The following is a 19,633-nucleotide window of genomic DNA, read 5'->3' on the forward strand; positions in this document are numbered from 1 at the left end:
TCGGTATGTGCCGCTCTAAATATGTATGCGCTGCACTGGCCCCTTCGGGAGCAGGCTCGCTCCCACATTGGAATGCATTACAAATAGTGGGAGCGAGCCTGCTCGCGAAGCTTTTGCGGTTATTCCGGCAACTCAACCAAGCCATCAACATCGGTCATCGCCCGCTCCAGCAGATCCGCCGGCAAGCTCTTGCTCGCTCGCGCCCCGAGCAGTTTGAGCTGTTCACTGCGGCTGACCAGATTGCCGCGCCCTTCTGTCAGTTTGTTGCGCGCTGAGCTGTAGGCTTTGTCCAGTTGCTGCAGACGATTGCCGACCTCGTCCAGATCCTGAATGAACAGCACGAACTTGTCGTACAGCCATCCGGCGCGCTCGGCGATTTCCCGGGCGTTCTGGCTCTGGCGCTCCTGCTTCCACAGACTGTCGATGACCCTCAGCGTCGCCAGCAATGTCGTAGGGCTGACGATCACGATGTTGCGGTCGAACGCCTCTTGAAACAGCGACGGCTCAGCCTGCAACGCTGCCGAGAACGCTGCTTCGATCGGCACGAACAGCAAAACAAAATCAAGGCTGTGCAGGCCTTCCAGACGCTTGTAATCCTTGCCGGCCAGACCTTTGACGTGATTGCGCAGGGACAGTACGTGCTGCTTGATCGCGATCTGCCCGAGGGTGTCGTCTTCGGCGGCGACGTATTGCTGATACGCGGTCAGACTGACTTTCGAGTCGACCACCACCTGCTTGTCGCCCGGCAGATAAATCACCACGTCGGGCTGGAAACGCTCGCCGTCCGGGCCCTTCAAATTCACCTGTGTCTGGTATTCGCGGCCCTTCTCCAGACCAGCGTGTTCGAGCACCCGCTCGAGAATCAGTTCGCCCCAGTTGCCTTGGGTTTTCTGGCCCTTGAGGGCGCGGGTCAGGTTGGTCGCTTCGTCGCTCAGACGCAGGTTGAGCGCTTGCAAACGCTCCAGCTCCTTGGCCAGCGAAAAGCGCTCGCGGGCTTCAGCCTGATAGCTTTCTTCCACACGTTTTTCGAAGGATTGGATGCGTTCTTTCAGCGGATCGAGCAACTGGCCGAGGCGCTGCTGGCTGGTTTCGGCGAAACGCTGCTCGCGCTCATCAAAGATCTTGCCGGCCAGTTCGGCGAACTGCGCGCGCAGCTCATCACGCGAGCCTTGCAGGTCGCTGAGGCGCTGCTGATGGCTTTCCTGTTGTTCACGCAGCTCGGCGTTCAACGAAGCGGCTTGCGCGTCGAGACGGCGCAGTTCGGCTTCTTTGCTGGCACGTTCGATGTTCCAGGCGTGGGAGGCGTCGCGGGCGTCGTCGCGCTCGATCTGCAGCAACTCGACTTCACGGCGCAGGGCCGCCAGTTCAGCCTGTTTCGCGGCGTTGGCCTGGCCCAGATCAGCGACTTCATCGCGGCTCGCCTCAAGCTGAGCGTTGAGGCCGTCCTGCGCCAGTTGCGCCATGGCCAGCCGCTCTTCGAGCAGGGCCACGTCGGCTTGGCCGTTGCTCGCCCGGCGTTGCAGTTGCCAGGCCAGCGCCAGCAATGGCAACCCCGCTGCCGCGAGACCGAGCAATACGCTGGTCAAGTCCATCGCCATAGAGATTCCTGCCCATCCAATAAAGCCTGAAGGTTAACCAAGGTGTCAGGTCTTGGACAGCTCAGTCTTCGATGAGACCGAGTTCCTGCTGCGCACGCCGGTCGCCGGCACGGGCAGCCGAACGCAGCAGATCCTGGCCAATGCGGCGGTCGCGGGCGTTACCGCACTCACGGCACATCAATTGACCGAGACGGCTTTGCGCTGCGACCACACCTTCACGCGCAGGCTGCTTGAGCAGGCGGCCGGCAAGGTGTTTGGCGTTGTGGCTGTCGCTCAGGCGCGGGCTGTCGAGCAGCCATTCGGCGACGCGCACAGAAAATCGCTTGGGCGGGGTAACACGAGGCGGTTCTGAGGTAACAGAGTCTGATACTGAGCGAAACTTCATAAAGCACTGTGGGACAGATCGGAAGGCGCGCCACTCTACTCTCTTTTTCTTACAGGTAAAGTCCGAAAAAAACCCGGCACGCCCGTGCTAGAGCAAGCGCTCGGGACAATCCACAGAAGCTGTGGATAACTCAGTGGACAACCGCCCCTGAACCCTCGCAAACCCTTGTGGAATGGGGCTCGCAGTCAAACTGACGATTTTTTCACCAACAAAAAAAACCGATGTTTTTCATTGACTTAAACTTTCGATGCAGGCAGCCATCGGGGTCAGGATTGATGTGACAGTGCTGTGACAGCCCGCGCAACTAATGTGCACAAGTACCTGTTACCCGGTTATAGGCGTGCGCTTTTTCGGGTCGTTTTCCACCATTGCCTGGGGATAAGGCAGTCTGGCGTGGCGCTTGATGAAAATTGTTTCACCGACCGACGGTCTTAATGTGGGCCAATACGGGGCGATCCGCTGGATCGACAAGCAGAATCCGTAGCTGCCTGCAATCTTTTTCAGCATTAGGTTTGCTTTGTACTTTTCGATCCGTTAGTATCCGCGGCGTTAGTACCAAGCTGAAAGTCAATTCCGGTCGAACACATCCCCACGGTCAACCTTCTACCAAGAAGCCAATCGCCGAAAAAAGCGGGAGCGACCCCTCGATGGTTTCCAGGTAAATCTTGCGACAACACAGCCTTTGAATGATGCAAAGGGTGTTGCGAAGGCCACTTACTCTGACCGAACCAACCTGCAAATTGATCAGGATCTTCACCCCGGGCCCAGAACCTTCGCCCTTGATGTGTTGCCTGCCCTCCTAAGTACCTACCTGCCAGCCCAAGCGCGCCAACTTATCAGCGCTTCAAACTGGCTGCTTTGTTCCAGTCGGGTTCTTCGTTCGACCAATGGTGGTCGTCGTCACTGGAACGTTTTAACGTTGCACGGTTCTTATCCGTGTCATTTGTAGGAACACCTAATAACTATGTCTACTCAAATCCATACTCAGGATGCCATTCGCACCCTAACCAACGCTTTTGCTCCGATGAACTGCCTGATCATGGCCGCTCGCAAAGGCTGCTTCAGCTTCACACTGGTCAACGAACACGGTATCGCCCGCCACAGCGAGCGTCTTTACCCCGATCAGTACTCCAGCGCTGAACCGCTGCAGGCCGTGATCGATCGTACCCGTCAGGCACTGGTTGCCTGAAAGCCGAAAAGGCTGCAAAAGCAAAAGCCCCGCACAAAATGCGGGGCTTTTTATTGCCCGATGTTTCGCTTTTACCCCTCAGCGGCTAAGCACCATCGGATATAACGGATATTCCGCGCAGCCGGAAATATTTTAAAAACAGGCCTTTACGTCGCGAATATGACACTACACTTCAACTCAAGCGGCGTGATCCGCTTGCGGCGAGCCTGAACCGATCCACTGCTGCCAAGCCCCCCCTTCAGGACTCGCCATTAATAACAAGAACCGAGGGATTTATGGGTATCGCTGCCAGCGAACTGTGCCGCTATGTGATCCGTCCTACGTTGATCTACCTGGGACGCCACTGCGCAACTGCCGAAGCCCTGTTGCTGGGCATCGCCGCCAGTCAGTCAGCCCTGGGTTCTGCCCTGCATGACCGCCGTGGCCACGGCCTCTACCGCATTGCCGAGCATCGTCATGAAGCCCTTTGGGATGATTACCTGGCACTCGATCCGGAGCGCGCAAGCCTGGTTCGCGGCCTCGCCAGTCAGCATGCTTTCCTCAGCGGGCCGCACCTGGAATTAACCGTTAATCTGCGTTACGCCACCGCCATCGCCTGGCTGCTGGTAGAAGAACAAAACCCCACCCTCCCCGACCCGGCTGATTTGCTCGGAATGGCGCGTATCTGGCGTCAGACGTTTCAGCCTCAGGGTCGTCTGCGCGATTTCACCTACGCCTGGCAGACCTGTGTTTCACCGATGAATCAGGTCGCTTGTTGACCCACCGGTTTCGCAAGATCGTGTAACGGGTCGCGAATCTGGTCGGATTGTCCTACAAAACCGCTCTAACTCAAGGCATACGGACTATAGCGCCGGAGCGAAAATGTTGGTAATTTTCGCCCCGGTGATCACCAGGAGTTCTAATAATGAAAAAAGTAATGCTCAAAACCACCCTTAGCCTCGCCGTTACCATGGCATCCACCCAGATTTTCGCAGCTGGCTTTGCCATCAACGAACACAGCATCAGCGGGATGGGGACTGGGTACGCCGGGCGATCTTCTTCTGCCGACGACGCAAGCACTGTTTATGGTAACCCTGCCGGCATGTCGCGCCTCACGCGCGAACAAGTCACTGGCGGTGTTGCATTTCTCGACGCAAAAACCGATATCAGCGACGCCAGCTCCAGCCCTAACGGCGGCAGCAACAAAGGCGACATGGTGCCCTTCACCTCCGTACCTATGGGCTTCTACGTCAAACCAATCGATGATCATTGGGCATTCGGCCTCGGCGTTTACGTGCCGTTCGGCCTGATCACCGATTACGAAAACGGCTTTGCCGGCCGTTACTTCGGCAGCAAGTCCGAAGTACAAGTCATCACCTTCCAGCCAACCGTGAGCTACAAGTTCAACGACGTGGTGTCGATCGGCTTCGGCCCGACCATCAACCGTATCGACGGCTCGCTGGAATCCAACCTGTCGATCACTCAGGCCGCGCCAGATGGCAAGGTCAAGATCAAGGGTGACGACACCGCACTGGGCTACAACATCGGCGTGCTGGTTCAAGCCACCGACACTACGCGTCTGGGCATGACCTACCACTCGAAAGTCGACTACAAGCTCGAAGGCAACACCAAGGTCAACTACGGTGTGCTGGGCCTGATCGGCGCGAACCCGAACCAGAAGTACGACGCTTCGCTGAAGATCACTACGCCTGAATCCCTGGACTTCTCGGTGACCCAGGCGATCAACGATCAGTGGAATGTCTACGCCGGTTCGACCTTCACCCGTTGGAGCCAGCTGAAGAAAATCACCGTCGAGAACTCGGGCGTGCAGCCTGCACTGGCCGGTCAGTTCGGTGAAATCACCGAAGACCAGAACTGGCACGATTCCTGGGCTTACGCCGTGGGTACTTCGTATCAGTTGAACAAGGAATGGGTACTGCGTACCGGTCTGACCTTCGACCAGTCGCCGACCAACAACGTCGACCGTTCGCCACGTATTCCGACTGGCGACCGTACGATTTTCAGCATCGGTGCTGGCTGGAGCCCGACCGAAGACCTGACCATCGACGTGGCCTACTCGTACCTGAAAGAAGAGTCGATCAAGATCCGCAACGAAAACGATCGTGGCCAGACCTACGATGCCAAGTATGAAAACTCGGCAAACGGTTTCGGTGTTGGCGCGACTTATCGCTTCTGATGCTGCCGGGCGGGGTTAACCCCTCGCCTACAAAAAAGCCCCGCTCTCTTTCAGAAAGCGGGGCTTTTTTGTGCCTGTCTTTGTAGGAGCTGAGCTTGCTCGCGAAAGCGTCGGCTCAGGCAGCTTATATATCAACTGACACACCGCTTTCGCGAGCAAGCTCTGCTCCTACAAGGGATCGCGCTGGTCAGGGTTTCAGGGGTTTTGAGGCGATGGCTTTTTCGATCGCGGCAATGAATTCCGGATCATCCGGTTTGGTCAGGCTAGAGAAATTGGCGATCACCTTGCCCTGACGATCGACCACGTATTTGTAGAAATTCCACTTCGGCGCGCTGCTCTGCGCAGCCAATACCTGGAACATATGCGTAGCGTCATCGCCACGGACTTTCTGTGGTTCGGTCATGGCGAACGTCACGCCGTAGTTGGCGTAGCAGACCTTGGCGGTCTCAGCGCTGTCTTTGGACTCTTGTTTGAAGTCATTGGACGGCACGCCGAGCATTTCCAGCCCTTGCCCTTCATAGCGTTTGTGCAGCGCCTCAAGGCCTTCGAACTGCGGCGCGAAACCGCAGAAACTGGCGGTGTTGACCACCACCAGCGGTTTGTCTGCGTATTGTTTGCACAGGTCGATGGAATCCTTGGCGCGCAATTTGGGCAGCGAGCCTTGCAGCAATTCGGGACAGTCAGCGGCCTGGGCCACGCCAGTCAACGCCATCAGCAACGCGGGAACAGCACACCAGCGCATCAGCATGTCGTACATCCTTGAGAAGTCGTCAGACTTCGACGTTACTCGCCACGCCTGCTTCTAGCAAATACTCATACCCAGTTGCATCAACGCCAGACCGCCCTGATGCCAGCCCCACCACACCAGCGCCAGCAATGCGGCGCCGAGTGCGGCAAAGAGGATACGTGGCCAGAATCGGCTCATGCGGCGCCCGCTGCGGCTTGCAGGCGTGCCACCGGACGCTCGCGCACCGGCCAGTTCAGTGCGGCCGCCAACAAACTCAACAGAATCGCCACTTGCCAGATCAAGTCATAACTCCCGGTTCGGTCGTACACCACCCCGCCCAGCCAGCCGCCAAGGAACGAGCCGAGCTGATGGAACAGGAACACGATGCCGCCGAGCATGGACAGATTACGCACACCAAACAAGGTCGCCACCGTACCGTTGGTCAACGGCACCGTCGACAGCCACAAGAAGCCCATGGCCATGCCGAACAGATACGCCGAGGTGGTCGTCACCGGCATCCAGAGGAACAGCACAATCACCACCGCGCGCAACAGATACAGCGCCGTGAGCAAACGCGGTTTTGACATGCGCCCGCCAAGCCAACCAGCCGTGTAAGTGCCGAAGATGTTGAACAGCCCGATCAGCGCCAGCACCGTAGTACCGACGCTGGCCGGCAGATGCTGATCAACCAGATACGCCGGCAGATGCACGCCGATAAACACCACCTGAAAGCCACACACGAAAAAGCCAAACGCCAACAGCCAGAAACCCGAATGCGAACAGGCTTCACGCAAGGCTTCGGACAGCGTTTGCTCATGACCGAGCACCGGCAGCGGTTTGTCCTTGAGCATGCTCACCAGCGGCACAATCAGCGCCACCAGCAGGCCCAACACCAGCAGCGCCGCCGACCAACCGAGCCAGCCGATCAGGCCGAGGGTACCGGGCAACATCGCGAACTGGCCGAACGAACCGGCAGCACTGGCGATGCCCATGCCCATGCTGCGTTTCTCCGGCGGCACTGCACGACCGACGACGCCAAGGATGACCGAGAATGAAGTGCCGGACAGGCCGATGCCAATCAGCAAACCAGCACTCAGCGACAGCGTCACCGCCGAATCCGACAAGCCCATGCAGATCAGGCCCACGGCGTAGAGCACGCCGCCGACCAGCACCACTTTCGCCGCGCCGAAACGGTCAGCCAGCGCGCCGGTGAATGGCTGCGCCAAACCCCAGATCAGGTTCTGCAAAGCGATGGCGAAGGCGAACACCTCGCGGCCCCAGCCGAACTGCGCGCTCATCGGCGACAGAAACAGACCGAAGCCGTGGCGCACGCCCAATGACAACGCAAGAATCAGCGCACTGCCGACCAACACCCAACCGCACGTACGCCACATCGATGTCATTATTATTCTCCAGTCGCGGGTATATACCCGCTTGAGATCGGAAAAACCGGCCGTTACGCCAGTTCATCCAGCAATTTGAGCAAGGTTTCACGCTTCTCGGCACCCAGTCGATCGATCAATCGCTGCTGCGCCGCCTCCCAGGCCGGCAGTGCATCTGCCAGACGTTGCGCACCGATTTCCGTGAGCCGGACGATGCGGTTACGCATGTCTTCGCCCTCGGCCAGCGCCACCAGGCCTTCACCTTCGAGCACGCGCAGATTGCGCCCGAGGGTGCTGCGATCCAGCCCCATGGCTTCGGCGAGTTCCGAGATGCTCGGTTGATCGAGACGTTGCAGGTTACACAGCAAAGAATACTGCGCAACGTTGATCCCGAAGCCGTCGAGAGCGCCGTCGTAATGCCTGCTGACGCCACGCGCGGCGCGACGCAGGTTGGTGCATAAACACTGAGAGGTAAGCATGATGCGTGTATATACCCGCGACTGTGTTAAATCAAGTTACAGATGAGTTTACCCTGAACATTTGTGGTGCCTGGAAAATTGCTATCGCGAGCAGGCTCACTCCTACAGTTGACCGCGCTCCCCTGTAGGAGTGAGCCTGCTCGCGATGGGGTCGGCATGAACGATAAAAATCTATCAGGCCAACGCCAATCCAACCAACACCCCCACCTCCAACAACTCCAACAACGCCCCCGCCGTATCGCCCGTCGTCCCGCCCAACCGCCGCATCATCATTCGCCGCAGCCAGCCAAACACCGCGACAGAAATCACCACCGCAACGACGGCGCTAATCCCGGCAATCAACAAGCAACCCAGCGCACTGACGCCCAGCACCCACCAACCTGCCCGACGCGGCAAATGATCTGCCAATGCCTGCCCCAACCCACCCGCACGCACATACGGCGTGGTCAAAAACAACGCCAACAACGCCGCCCGCCCAAGCACCGGCACGATGATCAACACCAGCCCTTGCCCTTGCTCGATCAACGCCAGCAACGCGGCAAACTTGAGCAGCAACACCAGCACCAGCGTGACCACGGCAATCGGCCCGCTGCGCGGATCTTTCATGATCGTCAGCGTGCGCTCGCGATCACCAAACCCACCGAGCCAGGCATCCGCGCTATCGGCCAGACCATCAAGATGCAGCGCACCACTGAGCAACACCCACACCGTCAGCAGCAACGCCGCATGCAGCAACAACGGCGCCCCCGCCGATGCCAGATTCAGCGCCCACAGGATCACACCAAACAACAATCCCACCAGCGGATAAAACAGCAGCGAACGCCCAAGCTGTTCCGGCTCAGGCATCCCCGGCAGACGAATCGGCAGACTGCTGAGAAATTGCAGGGCGATCCACAGCGGCAGCATGTCAGTGACCTTCCTTGAGTAAACCGTCGGCCTCGACCGTCAGCGCAAACAGCGCGCCATGCCCCACTTCAACATTGAGCAATTGCTCACGCGGCAAACCTCGCGCGTGCGCCAGCAATAAACGCATGACGCCACCGTGGCTGATCAGCAAAATCCGCTCACCAACATGTGCGGTATGCAGCCGAGCCACTGCTGCCAACACTCGCGTGGAAAAGTCGCTGACCGGTTCACCCTGTGGTGGCGTGAATGAATAGGGATCGGCCCAAAACAGGCCCAACGCGTCAGCATCCGTCTCCATCAACGCCGCCGCGCTCTGCCCTTCCCACGCGCCGAAATGCAGCTCCTGCAGATCCTTATCGAGTTGCACCGGCAGATTCAACTGCTCACCCAACTCAGCGGCAAACCGCGCGCAACGCTGCAACGGCGAGCTGACCAAACGATCCCAAGGCCCGCCCTCGATCACCGCCGCACGCATCTGCGTCCAGCCTTTTTCGGTCAGCGCGTCATCAAGACTGCCGCGCAAGCCACCACCCAATTCGGTTTCACCGTGACGCAGCAGATCAAGGCGCAAGGTCATGCCGGGCGATCCGCCACCGCCGCTTCGGCGAACGTCGCCATCTGCCCGTGCAGGTCGCAGGCCAGACGCAACAGGGGCACCGCCAGCGCCGCGCCGCTGCCTTCGCCCAGACGCAGACCGAGTTCCAGCAATGGCTCGGCGCCGAGGGTTTCCAGCACATGACGATGGCCCGGCTCGGCGCCGCGATGACCGAACAGCAGCCACTCGCGGCAAGCCGGATTCAGGCGTACCGCGACCAGCGCCGCGACCGTGCAGATAAAGCCGTCGACCAGCACCGCAACGCCTTCCTGCGCGCACGCCAGATACGCACCGACCAGCGCCGCGATTTCGAAACCGCCAAGATTGAACAGCGTCTGCAACGCATCTCCGCGCTGGGCCGCGTGCAACGCCAGTGCGCGCTCGATGACTTGGGCTTTATGGCTGACACCTTCGGCATTCAGCCCGGTGCCGGGGCCCGTCAGATGCACCACCGGGCAATCGAGCAAAGCACAGGCCAGCGCACTGGCGGCCGTGGTGTTGCCGATGCCCATTTCGCCACCGATAAACAACTGCGCGCCAGCCGCTTGCGCTCGCAGCACACTGTCACGACCGGCCTGCAACGCCAGTTCGCCTTGGGCTTGGGTCATCGCCGCGCCCTGAACGAAATTTGCCGTGCCCGGGCCGATATTCAAGTGACGCACACCCGCCAGGTTCAGCGCGGGATTAACGGTGCCCAGATCGACCACTTCCAGCTGCGCGCCGAGCTGACGCGCCAGCACGCTGATCGCCGCGCCGCCGCTGACGAAGTTGAGCAGCATCTGCCCGGTGACTTCCTGCGGGAACGCCGAAACCCCTTCAGCGACCACGCCGTGGTCGCCGGCAAAAATCGCGATCCAGATCTCTTTCAGCGTCGGTTTGACCTGGCCTTGCAGACCGGCGAGTTGCACCGCCACCGCTTCCAGTTGCCCCAGCGAACCGGCCGGTTTGGTCAGTTGCTGTTGGCGCGCGGCGGCTTGCTCAACGATATCGGCGTTCACCGGTTTACACGGGTTCAGCCACCAGGTGTGGGTCATAGCGCAGATCCTTTCAGAGTCAGGGGCAGGCCGGCGACGGTCAGGACAACACGCTGACAGCGCTCAGCCAGAGCTTGATGCAGCCAACCGGCTTCATCGACGTAGCGGCGAGTCAATTCGCCCAGCGGCACGACACCCATTCCGGTCTCGTTGCTGACAAAAATGATTTCCCCCGGCAGCGTGGCCAGGCAGTTGAGCAAGGCTTCGCGTTCGGCGACGAGGCGTTCGGCGTCGTCGAGCATCAGCAGATTGGTCAGCCACAGGGTCAGGCAATCGACCAGAAGGCATCGCTCGGCGCGGGCGGATTCGCGCAGGACGCGGGCCAGTTCCAGGGGCTCCTCGATGAGCGCCCATTCGGCTGGACGGCGGGCGCGGTGGTGGGCAACGCGGTCGCTCATTTCGCCATCGAGCGGTTGGCTGGTGGCGATGTAGGTGACCGAGAGGTTGCTGTCGGTGGCGAGTTTTTCCGCCAGACGGCTTTTGCCGGAGCGGGCGCCGCCGAGGATTAGTTGGAGCATGGAGGCATCCTGAATTTTATGTGTTGGGGCGGCTGACGCTTTCGCGAGCAGGCTCACTCCTACAAGGGAACGCGGTCAACTGTAGGAGTGAGCCTGCTCGCGATGAGGCCATTGAACCCACCTCAAATCCCACAGAGCTGACGCAACAGATTGGTATCCAAATGCTTCTCGACCAAATCCGCCAAGCGCTCGATATCGCGCTCGCGCAAGCCGTGATAATCCACTTCCTGCACATCGCTCAACCCGGCCCAACGCAGCAACGCCGCACTCGCCGCCGGTGATTCGAACAAGCCATGCAGATACGTGCCAAACACCTGCCCATCAACGCTCTGCGCACCGTCGCAACGACCATCATCCAGATGCACCGCGGCATTCTCCAGCGCCGCCCCGGTCGTCACCCCAGCATGAATTTCATAACCACTGACTTCGGCATCTTCCAACGCCAAACGCCCACGCACATTGCGCAATTGCTTCTCGGCTTCAAGCGTCGTTGCAAACGCCAGCAAACTTAGACCCGCACTCGAACCGGGCGCGCCTTCCAAGCCGAGCGGATCATGCACCTGTTCACCGAGCATCTGCAGACCACCACAAATCCCCAGCACTTTGCCGCCGTAACGCAAATGCCGACTGATCGCCGTGTCCCAGCCATTGGCGCGCAAATACGCCAGATCGCTGCGCACGCTTTTCGAGCCCGGCAGGATGATCAGATCGGCCGCAGGAATCGCCTGCCCCGGCCCGACAAATTGCAGATCGACCTGCGGGTGCAGACGCAGCGGATCAAAATCGGTGTGGTTGCTGATGCGCGGCAGCACCGGCACCAGCACTTTCAGCACTTGTTCGGCCTTGTCGGTCTGGCGCTGATCGATGCCGTCCTCGGCTTCCAGATGCAGATCCATCACGTACGGCAACACGCCCACCACCGGTTTGCCGGTGCGCTCCTCCAGCCAATCAAGGCCCGGTTGCAGCAAGGCGATGTCGCCGCGAAAACGGTTGATGATGAAGCCTTTGACCCGCGCCTGTTCGCTCGGCGAGAGCAACTCCAGCGTGCCGACCAGATGGGCGAAAACCCCGCCACGATTGATGTCGGCAATCAGCAGCACCGGGCAATCCACCGCTTCGGCGAAACCCATGTTGGCGATGTCACCAGCACGCAGATTGATCTCGGCCGGCGAGCCCGCGCCCTCAACCATCACTAGCGGATACGCGGCGCTGAGTCGCTCGTGAGAAGCCAAAACCGCTTTCATCGCAATGGCTTTGTAGTCGTGATAGGCCACCGCGTTCATCGACGTCACCGCGCGACCATGAATGATCACTTGCGCGCCGGTGTCGCTGTTCGGTTTGAGCAGCACCGGGTTCATGTCGGTGTGCGGTTCGAGGAACGCCGCTTGCGCCTGCACCGCTTGCGCACGACCGATCTCGCCACCGTCCGCCGTCACGGCGCTGTTGAGCGCCATGTTCTGCGGTTTGAACGGCACAACCGCGACGCCTTGACGCGTCGCCCAGCGGCACAGCGCCGTCACCAGCGTGCTTTTACCGGCGTCGGAAGTGGTGCCCTGCACCATCAGGGTGGTCATGGTTTGTCCTTGGTAAAAGCGATGAAAGCCTGTTCGAGACGGGCTTCTTCGGCCGCGTCCGCAGGCAAGCCGAAACGCAGGCTGCTGTTGTGCGTGAAGAGGCGCAGAAGAATGCCGCGTCGGGCCATGAATTCGTATAACGCTTGCGCTTGATCAGTGATCAGCCACTGAAACAACGCGCAGCCGCCCTGCGGTTTGAAGCCGTAGCGTTCAAGCAGCGTCGCCAGCCGTTCGCTCGCTTCATCGCTGCGAATGCGCTGGCGTGTGTGATTTTCAGTGTCTTGCAGACAGGCTTGACCGAGCACCCGCGTCGGCCCGCTGACGACCCACGGCCCAACCTGTTCGGCAAGCAAACGGAGCAATTTGCGCTCAGCCAATACGAAGCCCAAACGCACACCGGCCAAGCCGAAAAACTTGCCGAACGAACGCAACACGATCAGTCCGACCTGATGCGCGTGCGCCGCCAGGCTCAACTGCGGCGTGTTGTCCATGAACGCTTCATCGACCACCAGCCAGCCGCCGCGCTGCGCCAGTCGCGCATGCCAGTCGAGCAACTTCGCCGGAGTCAGGCTCAGGCCGGTTGGATTGTTCGGGTTGACCACCACCAGCACGTCGAGGTTGTCCAGATAGAACTCGACTTCCTGCTCCTGCACTTCGCGCACGATGTAACCGTTGCGGCGCCAGGCTTCAGCGTGTTCGGCATAGCACGGCGACAGCACGCCGACCTTGCCGGCGCGACGCAAACGCGGCAGCAGCTGGATGGCCATCTGCGAACCGGCCACCGGCAGTACCTGGTTTGCTCCGTAGTAATCGCACGCCGCTTGTTCCAGACCGTCATCGGTTTCCGGCAAACGGGCCCAGGCACGCAAGGGGATTTCCGGGATCGGAAATGGCCACGGCGCGAGTCCGCTGGACAGGTCGAGCCAGTCGGCTTCGGCGATACCGTAATCGAGTGCAGCCTTGCGCAGCCGGCCACCGTGCTCAAGCATAGAATTCAGCCCCCACGCAGAGAATCAGCAACCATAACCATACCCCGCGCTGCACCAATTGCCAGCCACGGTCGATGGAATCGGCATCGGCTGGAGCGCCTTCGCCCAGTTGCGGACGCTCGTGCAGTTCGCCGTGGTAAATCGCCGGGCCGCCCAGTTCCACACCGAGCGCACCTGCGCCTGCGGCCATTACCGGGCCGGCGTTGGGGCTATCCCACTTCGGCGCCTGTGTGCGCCAGCACTTCAAGGCGAGTCGGGTATTGCCGAGCACTGCGTAGGTCAATGCCACCAGACGCGCAGGAATGTAGTTCAACACGTCGTCGATTTTTGCCGCCGCCCAGCCGAAACGTTCGAAACGTTCGTTGCGATAACCCCACATCGCGTCGAGCGTGTTGCTCAAGCGATAGAGCACCACGCCGGGCGCACCGGCCACGACAAACCAGAACAGCGCGGCGAACACCGCGTCGCTGCCGTTTTCCAGCACCGACTCAGTGGCGGCGCGGGCGACCGCAGTGCTGTCGAGTTCATCGGTCTGCCGGCTGACCAGATAACCGACACGCTTGCGCGCCTCGTCCAGATCATCCGCGCGCAACGCCGCAGCGACCGGCGCGACATGTTCACCGAGGCTGCGCATGCCGAGGGCGCAATACAGCGCGAGAATCTCGACGATCCAACCGACATAAGGCGCCCAGGAAAACGCCGTCGCCAGCAGCGTCAGCGGCAGCACGGCGATCACCCACGCGGTGACGCCATGACTGCGCCAGCCGCGCCCTTCACCGTTGAAACGTTGCTCGATGCGCCCGGCGAAATTGCCGAACGCCACCAGCGGATGCCAGCGTTTCGGTTCACCGAGCAGCGCATCCAGCGCAACCGCGGCGACACTCAACAACGCCACACTCATTGACTCACTCCCCAATAATTTTCATACAGCAACTCATTGAGCGGCCGCGCCTGCGCCCACCCTTCGAGTACCAGCATCGGCGCCGGATAGAATTCCTTGACCGGGCCCAGACACAAAACCGCCAGCGGCTTGGCGCCTGCCGGCAGTTTCAACAACTCCGCCAGCGCTTGCGGTTCGAACAGCGAGACCCAGCCCATGCCCAAACCCTCGGCGCGCGAGGCCAGCCACAGATTCTGAATCGCGCAGGACAACGAAGCCATGTCCATTTCCGGCAGCGTGCGGCGACCGAAGATGTGTTTTTCGCGATCATCCATCAGCGCCGCGACCAACACTTCGGCGCAGTCGTTGATGCCTTCGACTTTGAGCTTCATGAACTCGTCGCTGCGCTCGCCGAGGGCTTCGGCGGTGCGGATGCGTTCTTCTTCGACGAGGTGCTGGATTTGGCTGCGCAGGGTTCGGTCGCTGATGCGGATGAAGCGCCAGGGCTGCATCAGGCCGACGCTTGGGGCCTGGTGGGCGGCTTCCAGAAGTCGGCGTAGCAGATCCGGTTCGACGCTGCCGCCGGTGAAATGGCGCATGTCGCGGCGTTCGGCGATGGCTTTATAGACGGCTGCGCGTTCCGCCTCTGAAAATGCGTTGTCTGTCATGGCCCCTTCGCGAGCAGGCTCGCTCCTACAGGGGATTGCGTTTCGTCAGGCACACCATCGCCCGCTGTAGGAGTGAGCCTGCTCGCGATAGCGTCCTCAAGGGTCGGCGCAAACAATGCGGCAATCGCAGTCGGATTCGATGGAAAATAAAAGTGTACATAGGAAGCCGTCATCCGCCCCTCACGATAAACCGCCTCAGCCCCACGCCCACCATTCGGGCTCAACCCCCGGGCAATCGGCGTCAGCTCAGTCGTGGTCAACGAGTGATGATACGTGTGCCCACGCAACGCCCCTTCCGGCAGATCCACCGCTTGCAACGCCAACGCGGCCAGACGCTTTTGCATCACCGCATCGCCCTTGAGCAACCCGACCAGCTCAGCGCGAGTGCCTTCAACGTCAGTCAACGAATCGAGCAAGTACAACATCCCGCCACACTCAGCGAGCAACGGTTTCCCCGCCGCATGATGCGCACGGATCGCTGCAACCATCGCGGTGTTCTGCGACAGCGCGACGTGATGCAATTCCGGATAACCACCGGGCAAATACAGACTGGCCGCCTCAGGCAATTGCGTATCGCGGATCGGCGAGAAGAAACTCAACTCGGCGCCCATCGCGCGCAACAGATCCAGACTCGCGCCATAAGTGAAGGCAAACGCCTCATCACGGGCGACAGCAATGCGCACATTTTTCAGCAACGGCTCGACAGCAATTACATCAGGCGCGGCAAATTCCACGGCCGGTGGCAGCGCTACCTCGCAACTGCTGGCGAGCGCTTCGGCGGCGGCGTCGAGACGCACATCGAGGTCATTCAATTCGCTGGCCTGCACCAGACCAAGATGCCGGCTCGGCAGTTCGATACCGGTCTCGCGCGACAACGCGCCGTACCAACGCAAACCTTCAGTGAGACTGCCTTCGAGCAACTGCGCATGGCGCAAGGTGCCGACGCGGTTGGCCAGCACGCCAGCAAACGGCAGATCCGGCTGATACTTGGCCAAGCCCAGCGCCAACGCACCAAAGGTCTGCGCCATCGCTGTGCCGTCGATCACGCCGAGCACCGGCACACCGAAGTGCCGCGCCAGATCGGCGCTGGAGGGCGTACCGTCGAACAGCCCCATCACGCCTTCGATCAAAATCAGATCCGCCTCGGCGGCGGCTTCCCACAACAGCCGACGACTTTCCTGCTCGCCGACCATCCACATGTCCAGTTGATACACCGGCGCACCGCTGGCGCGTTCGAGGATCATCGGGTCGAGAAAGTCCGGGCCGCATTTGAACACGCGCACCTTGCGCCCCTGATTGCGATGCAAACGGGCGAGCGCGGCGGTGACGGTGGTCTTGCCCTGACCGGAGGCCGGCGCGGCGATGAGTACCGCCGGGCAGTGACGTGGTTGATTCAAAGTTCGACGCCTTTCTGCGCTTTGATGCCGGCCTGGAAGGCGTGTTTGAGCATGCCCATTTCGGTGACCGTGTCGCCCATTTCGATCATTTCCGGCTTGGCCGCACGACCGGTGACGATCACGTGCTGCATCGGCGGACGTGCCTGCAAATCGCTGAGCACCTGATCGAGATCGAGGTAGCCGTGTTTGAGGGCGATGTTCAGTTCATCAAGCACTACGAGACCGATCGACGGATCGCGCAGCAGTTCGCGGGACACGGCCCACGCAGCTTCGGCGGCGGCGATGTCGCGCTGGCGATCCTGGGTTTCCCAGGTGAAGCCCTCACCCATCACATGGAAGCGCACTTGCTCGGGGAAGCGGCGGAAAAACAACTCTTCACCGGTACTGTTGCGGCCCTTGATGAACTGCACCACGCCGCACTGCATGCCGTGGCCCATGGCGCGGGCGAGCATGCCGAACGCCGAGCTGCTTTTGCCTTTGCCATTGCCGGTGAGCACCAGCACCAGGCCGCACTCGTCGGGCGAATTGGCGATGCGTTCGTCGATCACGGCTTTTTTGCGCTGCATACGCGCCAGATGGCGTTCGTCGCGCTCGGGGGAATCAGTCATGGGGGAGCTCTCCGTTGAGGCTGGATAACGGCGGGCAGGCACAAGAATAGACGGCAAAAAGCCTGGCATCGCCCACCGTGATGCCGCTGGATGGATCAGGCCGGTCTCCGGGCTCATGAGCGGCATTGGCCTGGCTGCGCGCCTTCCCGCTTCTGTCGAGGCAGTGGCTCATGGCGCAGCTTTTACTCATTTACCGTTGCGGGGGCAGCGCCGGGATCGTGATCATTCTTCGCTTGAAGACAACCCTCACCGGCTTCCCTGTTTCACTCTGTCGACGCGGGTCACAGAGCACCTGAAACAAGCCGCGAAGGTTAGAGGGTTGGGGGTGGAGCGTCAATTAAAGAGGGGGCTGACGGACGATTATCTGCCGTTGATCAATTATCGGCCGGCAATCTTGTGCAAGGCTGTTACAAATGATATCAAAGAGCCATGCTTTTCCATAAAAGCAACTCACAAGAATAAGGATGATGACGATGCAAGGCATGATCATCAGCAACCCGCGCCTGGAATTCCTGCGCCCGATGCTTGAACGCTGGTTTGACTGTATCGACCGTTACAACGCCGTGCGCGGCGACAGCGACACGCCGTACTGGCATGACGAGAAAGCCAATCTCGGCGTGCTGACCGCGGCGGCCTGGATGGCCGAACTGGTCACCCTCAACGACACCGCCACGCGCAAGCAAAACGAAGACGGCGAGCGCAATGCCCGCGCCGATCTGTTCATCGCAGGGCCAGAAGACCGCGCTTACCTTCAGGCCACGCAGCGCTGGCCGCGAGTGAACAACCTCAACCTCACGCAAGCACTTCTCGACATCACCAGCGACGCCAAACGCATCAGCTTCGCCAGCGATCTCAAGCTCGGCTGCCTGTTCGTCGCCCCGCAAAAAGCCCAGCAGAGTGCCAGTCCCGAAGAACTGCAGGACATGGTCGACGACTTGCAAAAGGAACATACCTGCGCGGTCGCCTGGTATTTCCCCTACGCCTACCGAAAATTGCGCAGCGAGGCCGGCAACTATCACCCCGGCATCGCCGTGCTGTTCAAAGAGGCTCGCGGCTGAGGTTGAACCATCGGGCTTGCGCCCTCCTCTATGATTAATAACGCATTCATAGGGAAGATCAGTCATGCGCAAGCCCCAACTCGTTTTTGTCATCGCTCTGGCCGGAGGGCTCGCCGCGTGTGGTGAAACCTCCAGCCTGCAAGTCTCCGACGGCACCGGCCCTTCGCCGAAACTGCCCGAACCGAACAAAACCCTGATCCCCACCGTGAACATCGCCCCGGCGATTGGCTGGCCCGAAGGTGGCAAACCGACAGCGGCGGCCGGTACGCAAGTCGCAGCGTTTGCCGAAGGCCTCGATCATCCGCGCTGGATGTACGTGCTGCCCAACGGTGATGTGCTGGTGGCGGAAACCAACGCCCCGCCGAAACCGGACGACAGCAAAGGCATTAAAGGCTGGGTGATGAAGAAAGTCATGGGCAAGGCCGGCGCCGGCGTACCGAGCCCCAATCGCATCACTTTGCTGCGCGACGCTGACCACGATGGCGTCGCCGAAACGCGCACGGTGTTTTTGCAGAACCTCAATTCGCCGTTTGGCATGACGCTGGTTGGCAATGACCTCTATGTTGCGGACACCGATCGCCTGTTGCGCTTTAACTACGAACCCGGCGCGACCGAGATCAAAACGCAGCCGATCAAAGTGACTGACTTGCCGGGCGGCACGCTCAACCATCACTGGACGAAAAATGTTATTGCCAGCAAGGACGGCAGCAAGCTGTACGTCACCGTCGGCTCGAACAGCAACGTCGGCGAAAATGGTCTGGATAAAGAAGAAGGCCGCGCGGCGATCTGGGAAGTGGATCGCGCGACCGGCAATCACCGGATCTTCGCCTCGGGCATCCGCAATCCCAATGGCTTGGCGTGGGAACCTACCAGCGGCGCGCTGTGGACGGCGGTGAATGAGCGTGACGAGATTGGCAGCGATCTGGTGCCGGACTACATCACCTCGGTGAAGGACGGCGGTTTCTATGGCTGGCCGTTCAGTTATTACGGCCAGCATGTCGATGTGCGGGTGAATCCGCAGAATCTGGATCTGGTGGCCAAAGCCATCGCCCCGGATTACGCGGTTGGCCCGCACACGGCGTCTTTGGGCCTGACCTTCGCCGAAGGCAACACCTTGCCGGCGCAATTCAAGGAAGGCGCTTTCATCGGCCAGCACGGCTCGTGGAACCGCAAACCGCACAGTGGTTATAAAGTGATTTTCGTGCCATTTACCGGCGGCAAACCGAGTGGGACACCGGTGGATGTGTTGACCGGTTTTCTCGACAAAGATGAGAACGCGCTGGGTCGCCCGGTGGGCGTGGTGATCGATCAGCAAGGTGGCTTGCTGGTGGCGGATGATGTGGGCAACAAGGTTTGGCGAGTGTCTTCTACCAAATAATTTTTGCCTGACCTAAAACAACTGTAGGAGTGAGCCTGCTCGCGATAGCGTCGTATCAGTCGACATCTTCTTTGACTGAACGAACGTTATCG

At 60.3% G+C, this 19,633-nt stretch carries 21 protein-coding genes and 1 riboswitch; of the genes, 5 read left to right on the plus strand and 16 right to left on the minus strand.

All coding sequences use genetic code 11. The features are described from left to right. Nucleotides 1-119: 119 nt before the first annotated feature. Nucleotides 120-1,484 (minus strand): DNA recombination protein RmuC, encoded by a 1,365-nt coding sequence (rmuC, locus tag QMX93_RS23380; RefSeq protein ID WP_178124210.1) that lies wholly within the window; start codon nucleotides 1,482-1,484, stop codon nucleotides 120-122. Nucleotides 1,485-1,659: 175 nt separating this feature from the next. Further along, nucleotides 1,660-1,983 carry a hypothetical protein gene (locus QMX93_RS23385; protein WP_082341407.1) on the minus strand — a complete coding sequence of 108 codons (324 nt, stop codon included), beginning with the start codon at nucleotides 1,981-1,983 and terminating at the stop codon, nucleotides 1,660-1,662. 964 nt (nucleotides 1,984-2,947) lie between these two features. Here QMX93_RS23385 and QMX93_RS23390 point away from each other — a divergent pair. The 3 genes from QMX93_RS23390 to QMX93_RS23400 all read left to right on the plus strand — a co-directional run bounded on the left by QMX93_RS23390 (nucleotide 2,948) and on the right by QMX93_RS23400 (nucleotide 5,348). Further along, the gene (locus QMX93_RS23390) at nucleotides 2,948-3,172 is read left to right on the plus strand and encodes a hypothetical protein (RefSeq protein ID WP_003214941.1); all 225 of its coding nucleotides are present in this window, start codon (nucleotides 2,948-2,950) and stop codon (nucleotides 3,170-3,172) included. 275 nt (nucleotides 3,173-3,447) lie between these two features. Then, entirely contained in the window at nucleotides 3,448-3,930 is a 483-nt protein-coding gene (locus tag QMX93_RS23395; protein WP_282358134.1) for a hypothetical protein, read from the plus strand. 146 nt (nucleotides 3,931-4,076) lie between these two features. Beyond that, nucleotides 4,077-5,348, plus strand: a complete 1,272-nt coding sequence (locus tag QMX93_RS23400; RefSeq protein WP_053118570.1) for an outer membrane protein transport protein — start codon at nucleotides 4,077-4,079, stop codon at nucleotides 5,346-5,348. Between the two features lie 187 nt (nucleotides 5,349-5,535). Here QMX93_RS23400 and QMX93_RS23405 read toward each other — a convergent pair whose 3' ends face one another. The 14 genes from QMX93_RS23405 to cobO all read right to left on the minus strand — a co-directional run bounded on the left by QMX93_RS23405 (nucleotide 5,536) and on the right by cobO (nucleotide 17,105). After that, nucleotides 5,536-6,096 carry a glutathione peroxidase gene (locus QMX93_RS23405; protein WP_053118563.1) on the minus strand — a complete coding sequence of 187 codons (561 nt, stop codon included), beginning with the start codon at nucleotides 6,094-6,096 and terminating at the stop codon, nucleotides 5,536-5,538. Nucleotides 6,097-6,150: 54 nt separating this feature from the next. After that, nucleotides 6,151-6,273 (minus strand): hypothetical protein, encoded by a 123-nt coding sequence (locus QMX93_RS23410; protein ID WP_256218825.1) that lies wholly within the window; start codon nucleotides 6,271-6,273, stop codon nucleotides 6,151-6,153. After that, complete coding sequence (locus QMX93_RS23415) at nucleotides 6,270-7,478, minus strand: MFS transporter (protein ID WP_282358135.1); 1,209 nt, start codon at nucleotides 7,476-7,478, stop codon at nucleotides 6,270-6,272. Before QMX93_RS23415 ends, QMX93_RS23410 begins: the two co-directional genes overlap by 4 nt. A 53-nt stretch (nucleotides 7,479-7,531) precedes the next feature. Beyond that, nucleotides 7,532-7,936: a MarR family transcriptional regulator gene (locus QMX93_RS23420; protein WP_053118559.1), complete on the minus strand. Its 405-nt coding sequence runs from the start codon at nucleotides 7,934-7,936 to the stop codon at nucleotides 7,532-7,534. Between the two features lie 174 nt (nucleotides 7,937-8,110). Then, nucleotides 8,111-8,842 (minus strand): adenosylcobinamide-GDP ribazoletransferase, encoded by a 732-nt coding sequence (locus QMX93_RS23425; protein ID WP_282358136.1) that lies wholly within the window; start codon nucleotides 8,840-8,842, stop codon nucleotides 8,111-8,113. Nucleotide 8,843: 1 nt separating this feature from the next. After that, nucleotides 8,844-9,419 carry an alpha-ribazole phosphatase family protein gene (gene cobC, locus QMX93_RS23430; protein WP_282358137.1) on the minus strand — a complete coding sequence of 192 codons (576 nt, stop codon included), beginning with the start codon at nucleotides 9,417-9,419 and terminating at the stop codon, nucleotides 8,844-8,846. Further along, nucleotides 9,416-10,471, minus strand: coding sequence for a nicotinate-nucleotide--dimethylbenzimidazole phosphoribosyltransferase (gene cobT, locus QMX93_RS23435; protein WP_212544275.1), 1,056 nt, complete (start codon nucleotides 10,469-10,471; stop codon nucleotides 9,416-9,418). Before cobT ends, cobC begins: the two co-directional genes overlap by 4 nt. After that, nucleotides 10,468-10,989: a bifunctional adenosylcobinamide kinase/adenosylcobinamide-phosphate guanylyltransferase gene (cobU, locus tag QMX93_RS23440; RefSeq protein WP_282358138.1), complete on the minus strand. Its 522-nt coding sequence runs from the start codon at nucleotides 10,987-10,989 to the stop codon at nucleotides 10,468-10,470. The genes cobT and cobU overlap by 4 nt, the downstream gene beginning before the upstream one ends. A gap of 122 nt (nucleotides 10,990-11,111) precedes the next feature. Further along, nucleotides 11,112-12,563 (minus strand): cobyric acid synthase, encoded by a 1,452-nt coding sequence (locus tag QMX93_RS23445; RefSeq protein WP_282358139.1) that lies wholly within the window; start codon nucleotides 12,561-12,563, stop codon nucleotides 11,112-11,114. Next, nucleotides 12,560-13,552, minus strand: coding sequence for a threonine-phosphate decarboxylase CobD (gene cobD, locus QMX93_RS23450; RefSeq protein ID WP_282358140.1), 993 nt, complete (start codon nucleotides 13,550-13,552; stop codon nucleotides 12,560-12,562). The genes QMX93_RS23445 and cobD overlap by 4 nt, the downstream gene beginning before the upstream one ends. Next, complete coding sequence (cbiB, locus tag QMX93_RS23455) at nucleotides 13,545-14,453, minus strand: adenosylcobinamide-phosphate synthase CbiB (protein ID WP_282358141.1); 909 nt, start codon at nucleotides 14,451-14,453, stop codon at nucleotides 13,545-13,547. The genes cobD and cbiB overlap by 8 nt, the downstream gene beginning before the upstream one ends. Next, complete coding sequence (gene bluB / locus QMX93_RS23460) at nucleotides 14,450-15,100, minus strand: 5,6-dimethylbenzimidazole synthase (RefSeq protein ID WP_282358142.1); 651 nt, start codon at nucleotides 15,098-15,100, stop codon at nucleotides 14,450-14,452. Before bluB ends, cbiB begins: the two co-directional genes overlap by 4 nt. Beyond that, nucleotides 15,097-16,497, minus strand: a complete 1,401-nt coding sequence (locus QMX93_RS23465) for a cobyrinate a,c-diamide synthase (protein ID WP_282358143.1) — start codon at nucleotides 16,495-16,497, stop codon at nucleotides 15,097-15,099. The genes bluB and QMX93_RS23465 overlap by 4 nt, the downstream gene beginning before the upstream one ends. Beyond that, nucleotides 16,494-17,105, minus strand: coding sequence for a cob(I)yrinic acid a,c-diamide adenosyltransferase (gene cobO, locus QMX93_RS23470; protein WP_003223053.1), 612 nt, complete (start codon nucleotides 17,103-17,105; stop codon nucleotides 16,494-16,496). The genes QMX93_RS23465 and cobO overlap by 4 nt, the downstream gene beginning before the upstream one ends. An 80-nt stretch (nucleotides 17,106-17,185) precedes the next feature. Continuing rightward, a riboswitch (cobalamin riboswitch) is annotated at nucleotides 17,186-17,416 on the minus strand. A 162-nt stretch (nucleotides 17,417-17,578) separates the two neighbouring features. Between cobO and QMX93_RS23475 the strand changes: the two genes are divergently transcribed. Continuing rightward, the gene (locus tag QMX93_RS23475) at nucleotides 17,579-18,163 is read left to right on the plus strand and encodes a hypothetical protein (protein WP_053118540.1); all 585 of its coding nucleotides are present in this window, start codon (nucleotides 17,579-17,581) and stop codon (nucleotides 18,161-18,163) included. A gap of 64 nt (nucleotides 18,164-18,227) precedes the next feature. After that, nucleotides 18,228-19,541, plus strand: coding sequence for a sorbosone dehydrogenase family protein (locus tag QMX93_RS23480; protein WP_282358146.1), 1,314 nt, complete (start codon nucleotides 18,228-18,230; stop codon nucleotides 19,539-19,541). The last annotated feature ends 92 nt before the right edge of the window (nucleotides 19,542-19,633 follow it).

The organism is Pseudomonas sp. PS01303, assembly GCF_029959385.1.
Taxonomy (GTDB): Bacteria; Pseudomonadota; Gammaproteobacteria; order Pseudomonadales; family Pseudomonadaceae; genus Aquipseudomonas; species Aquipseudomonas rustica.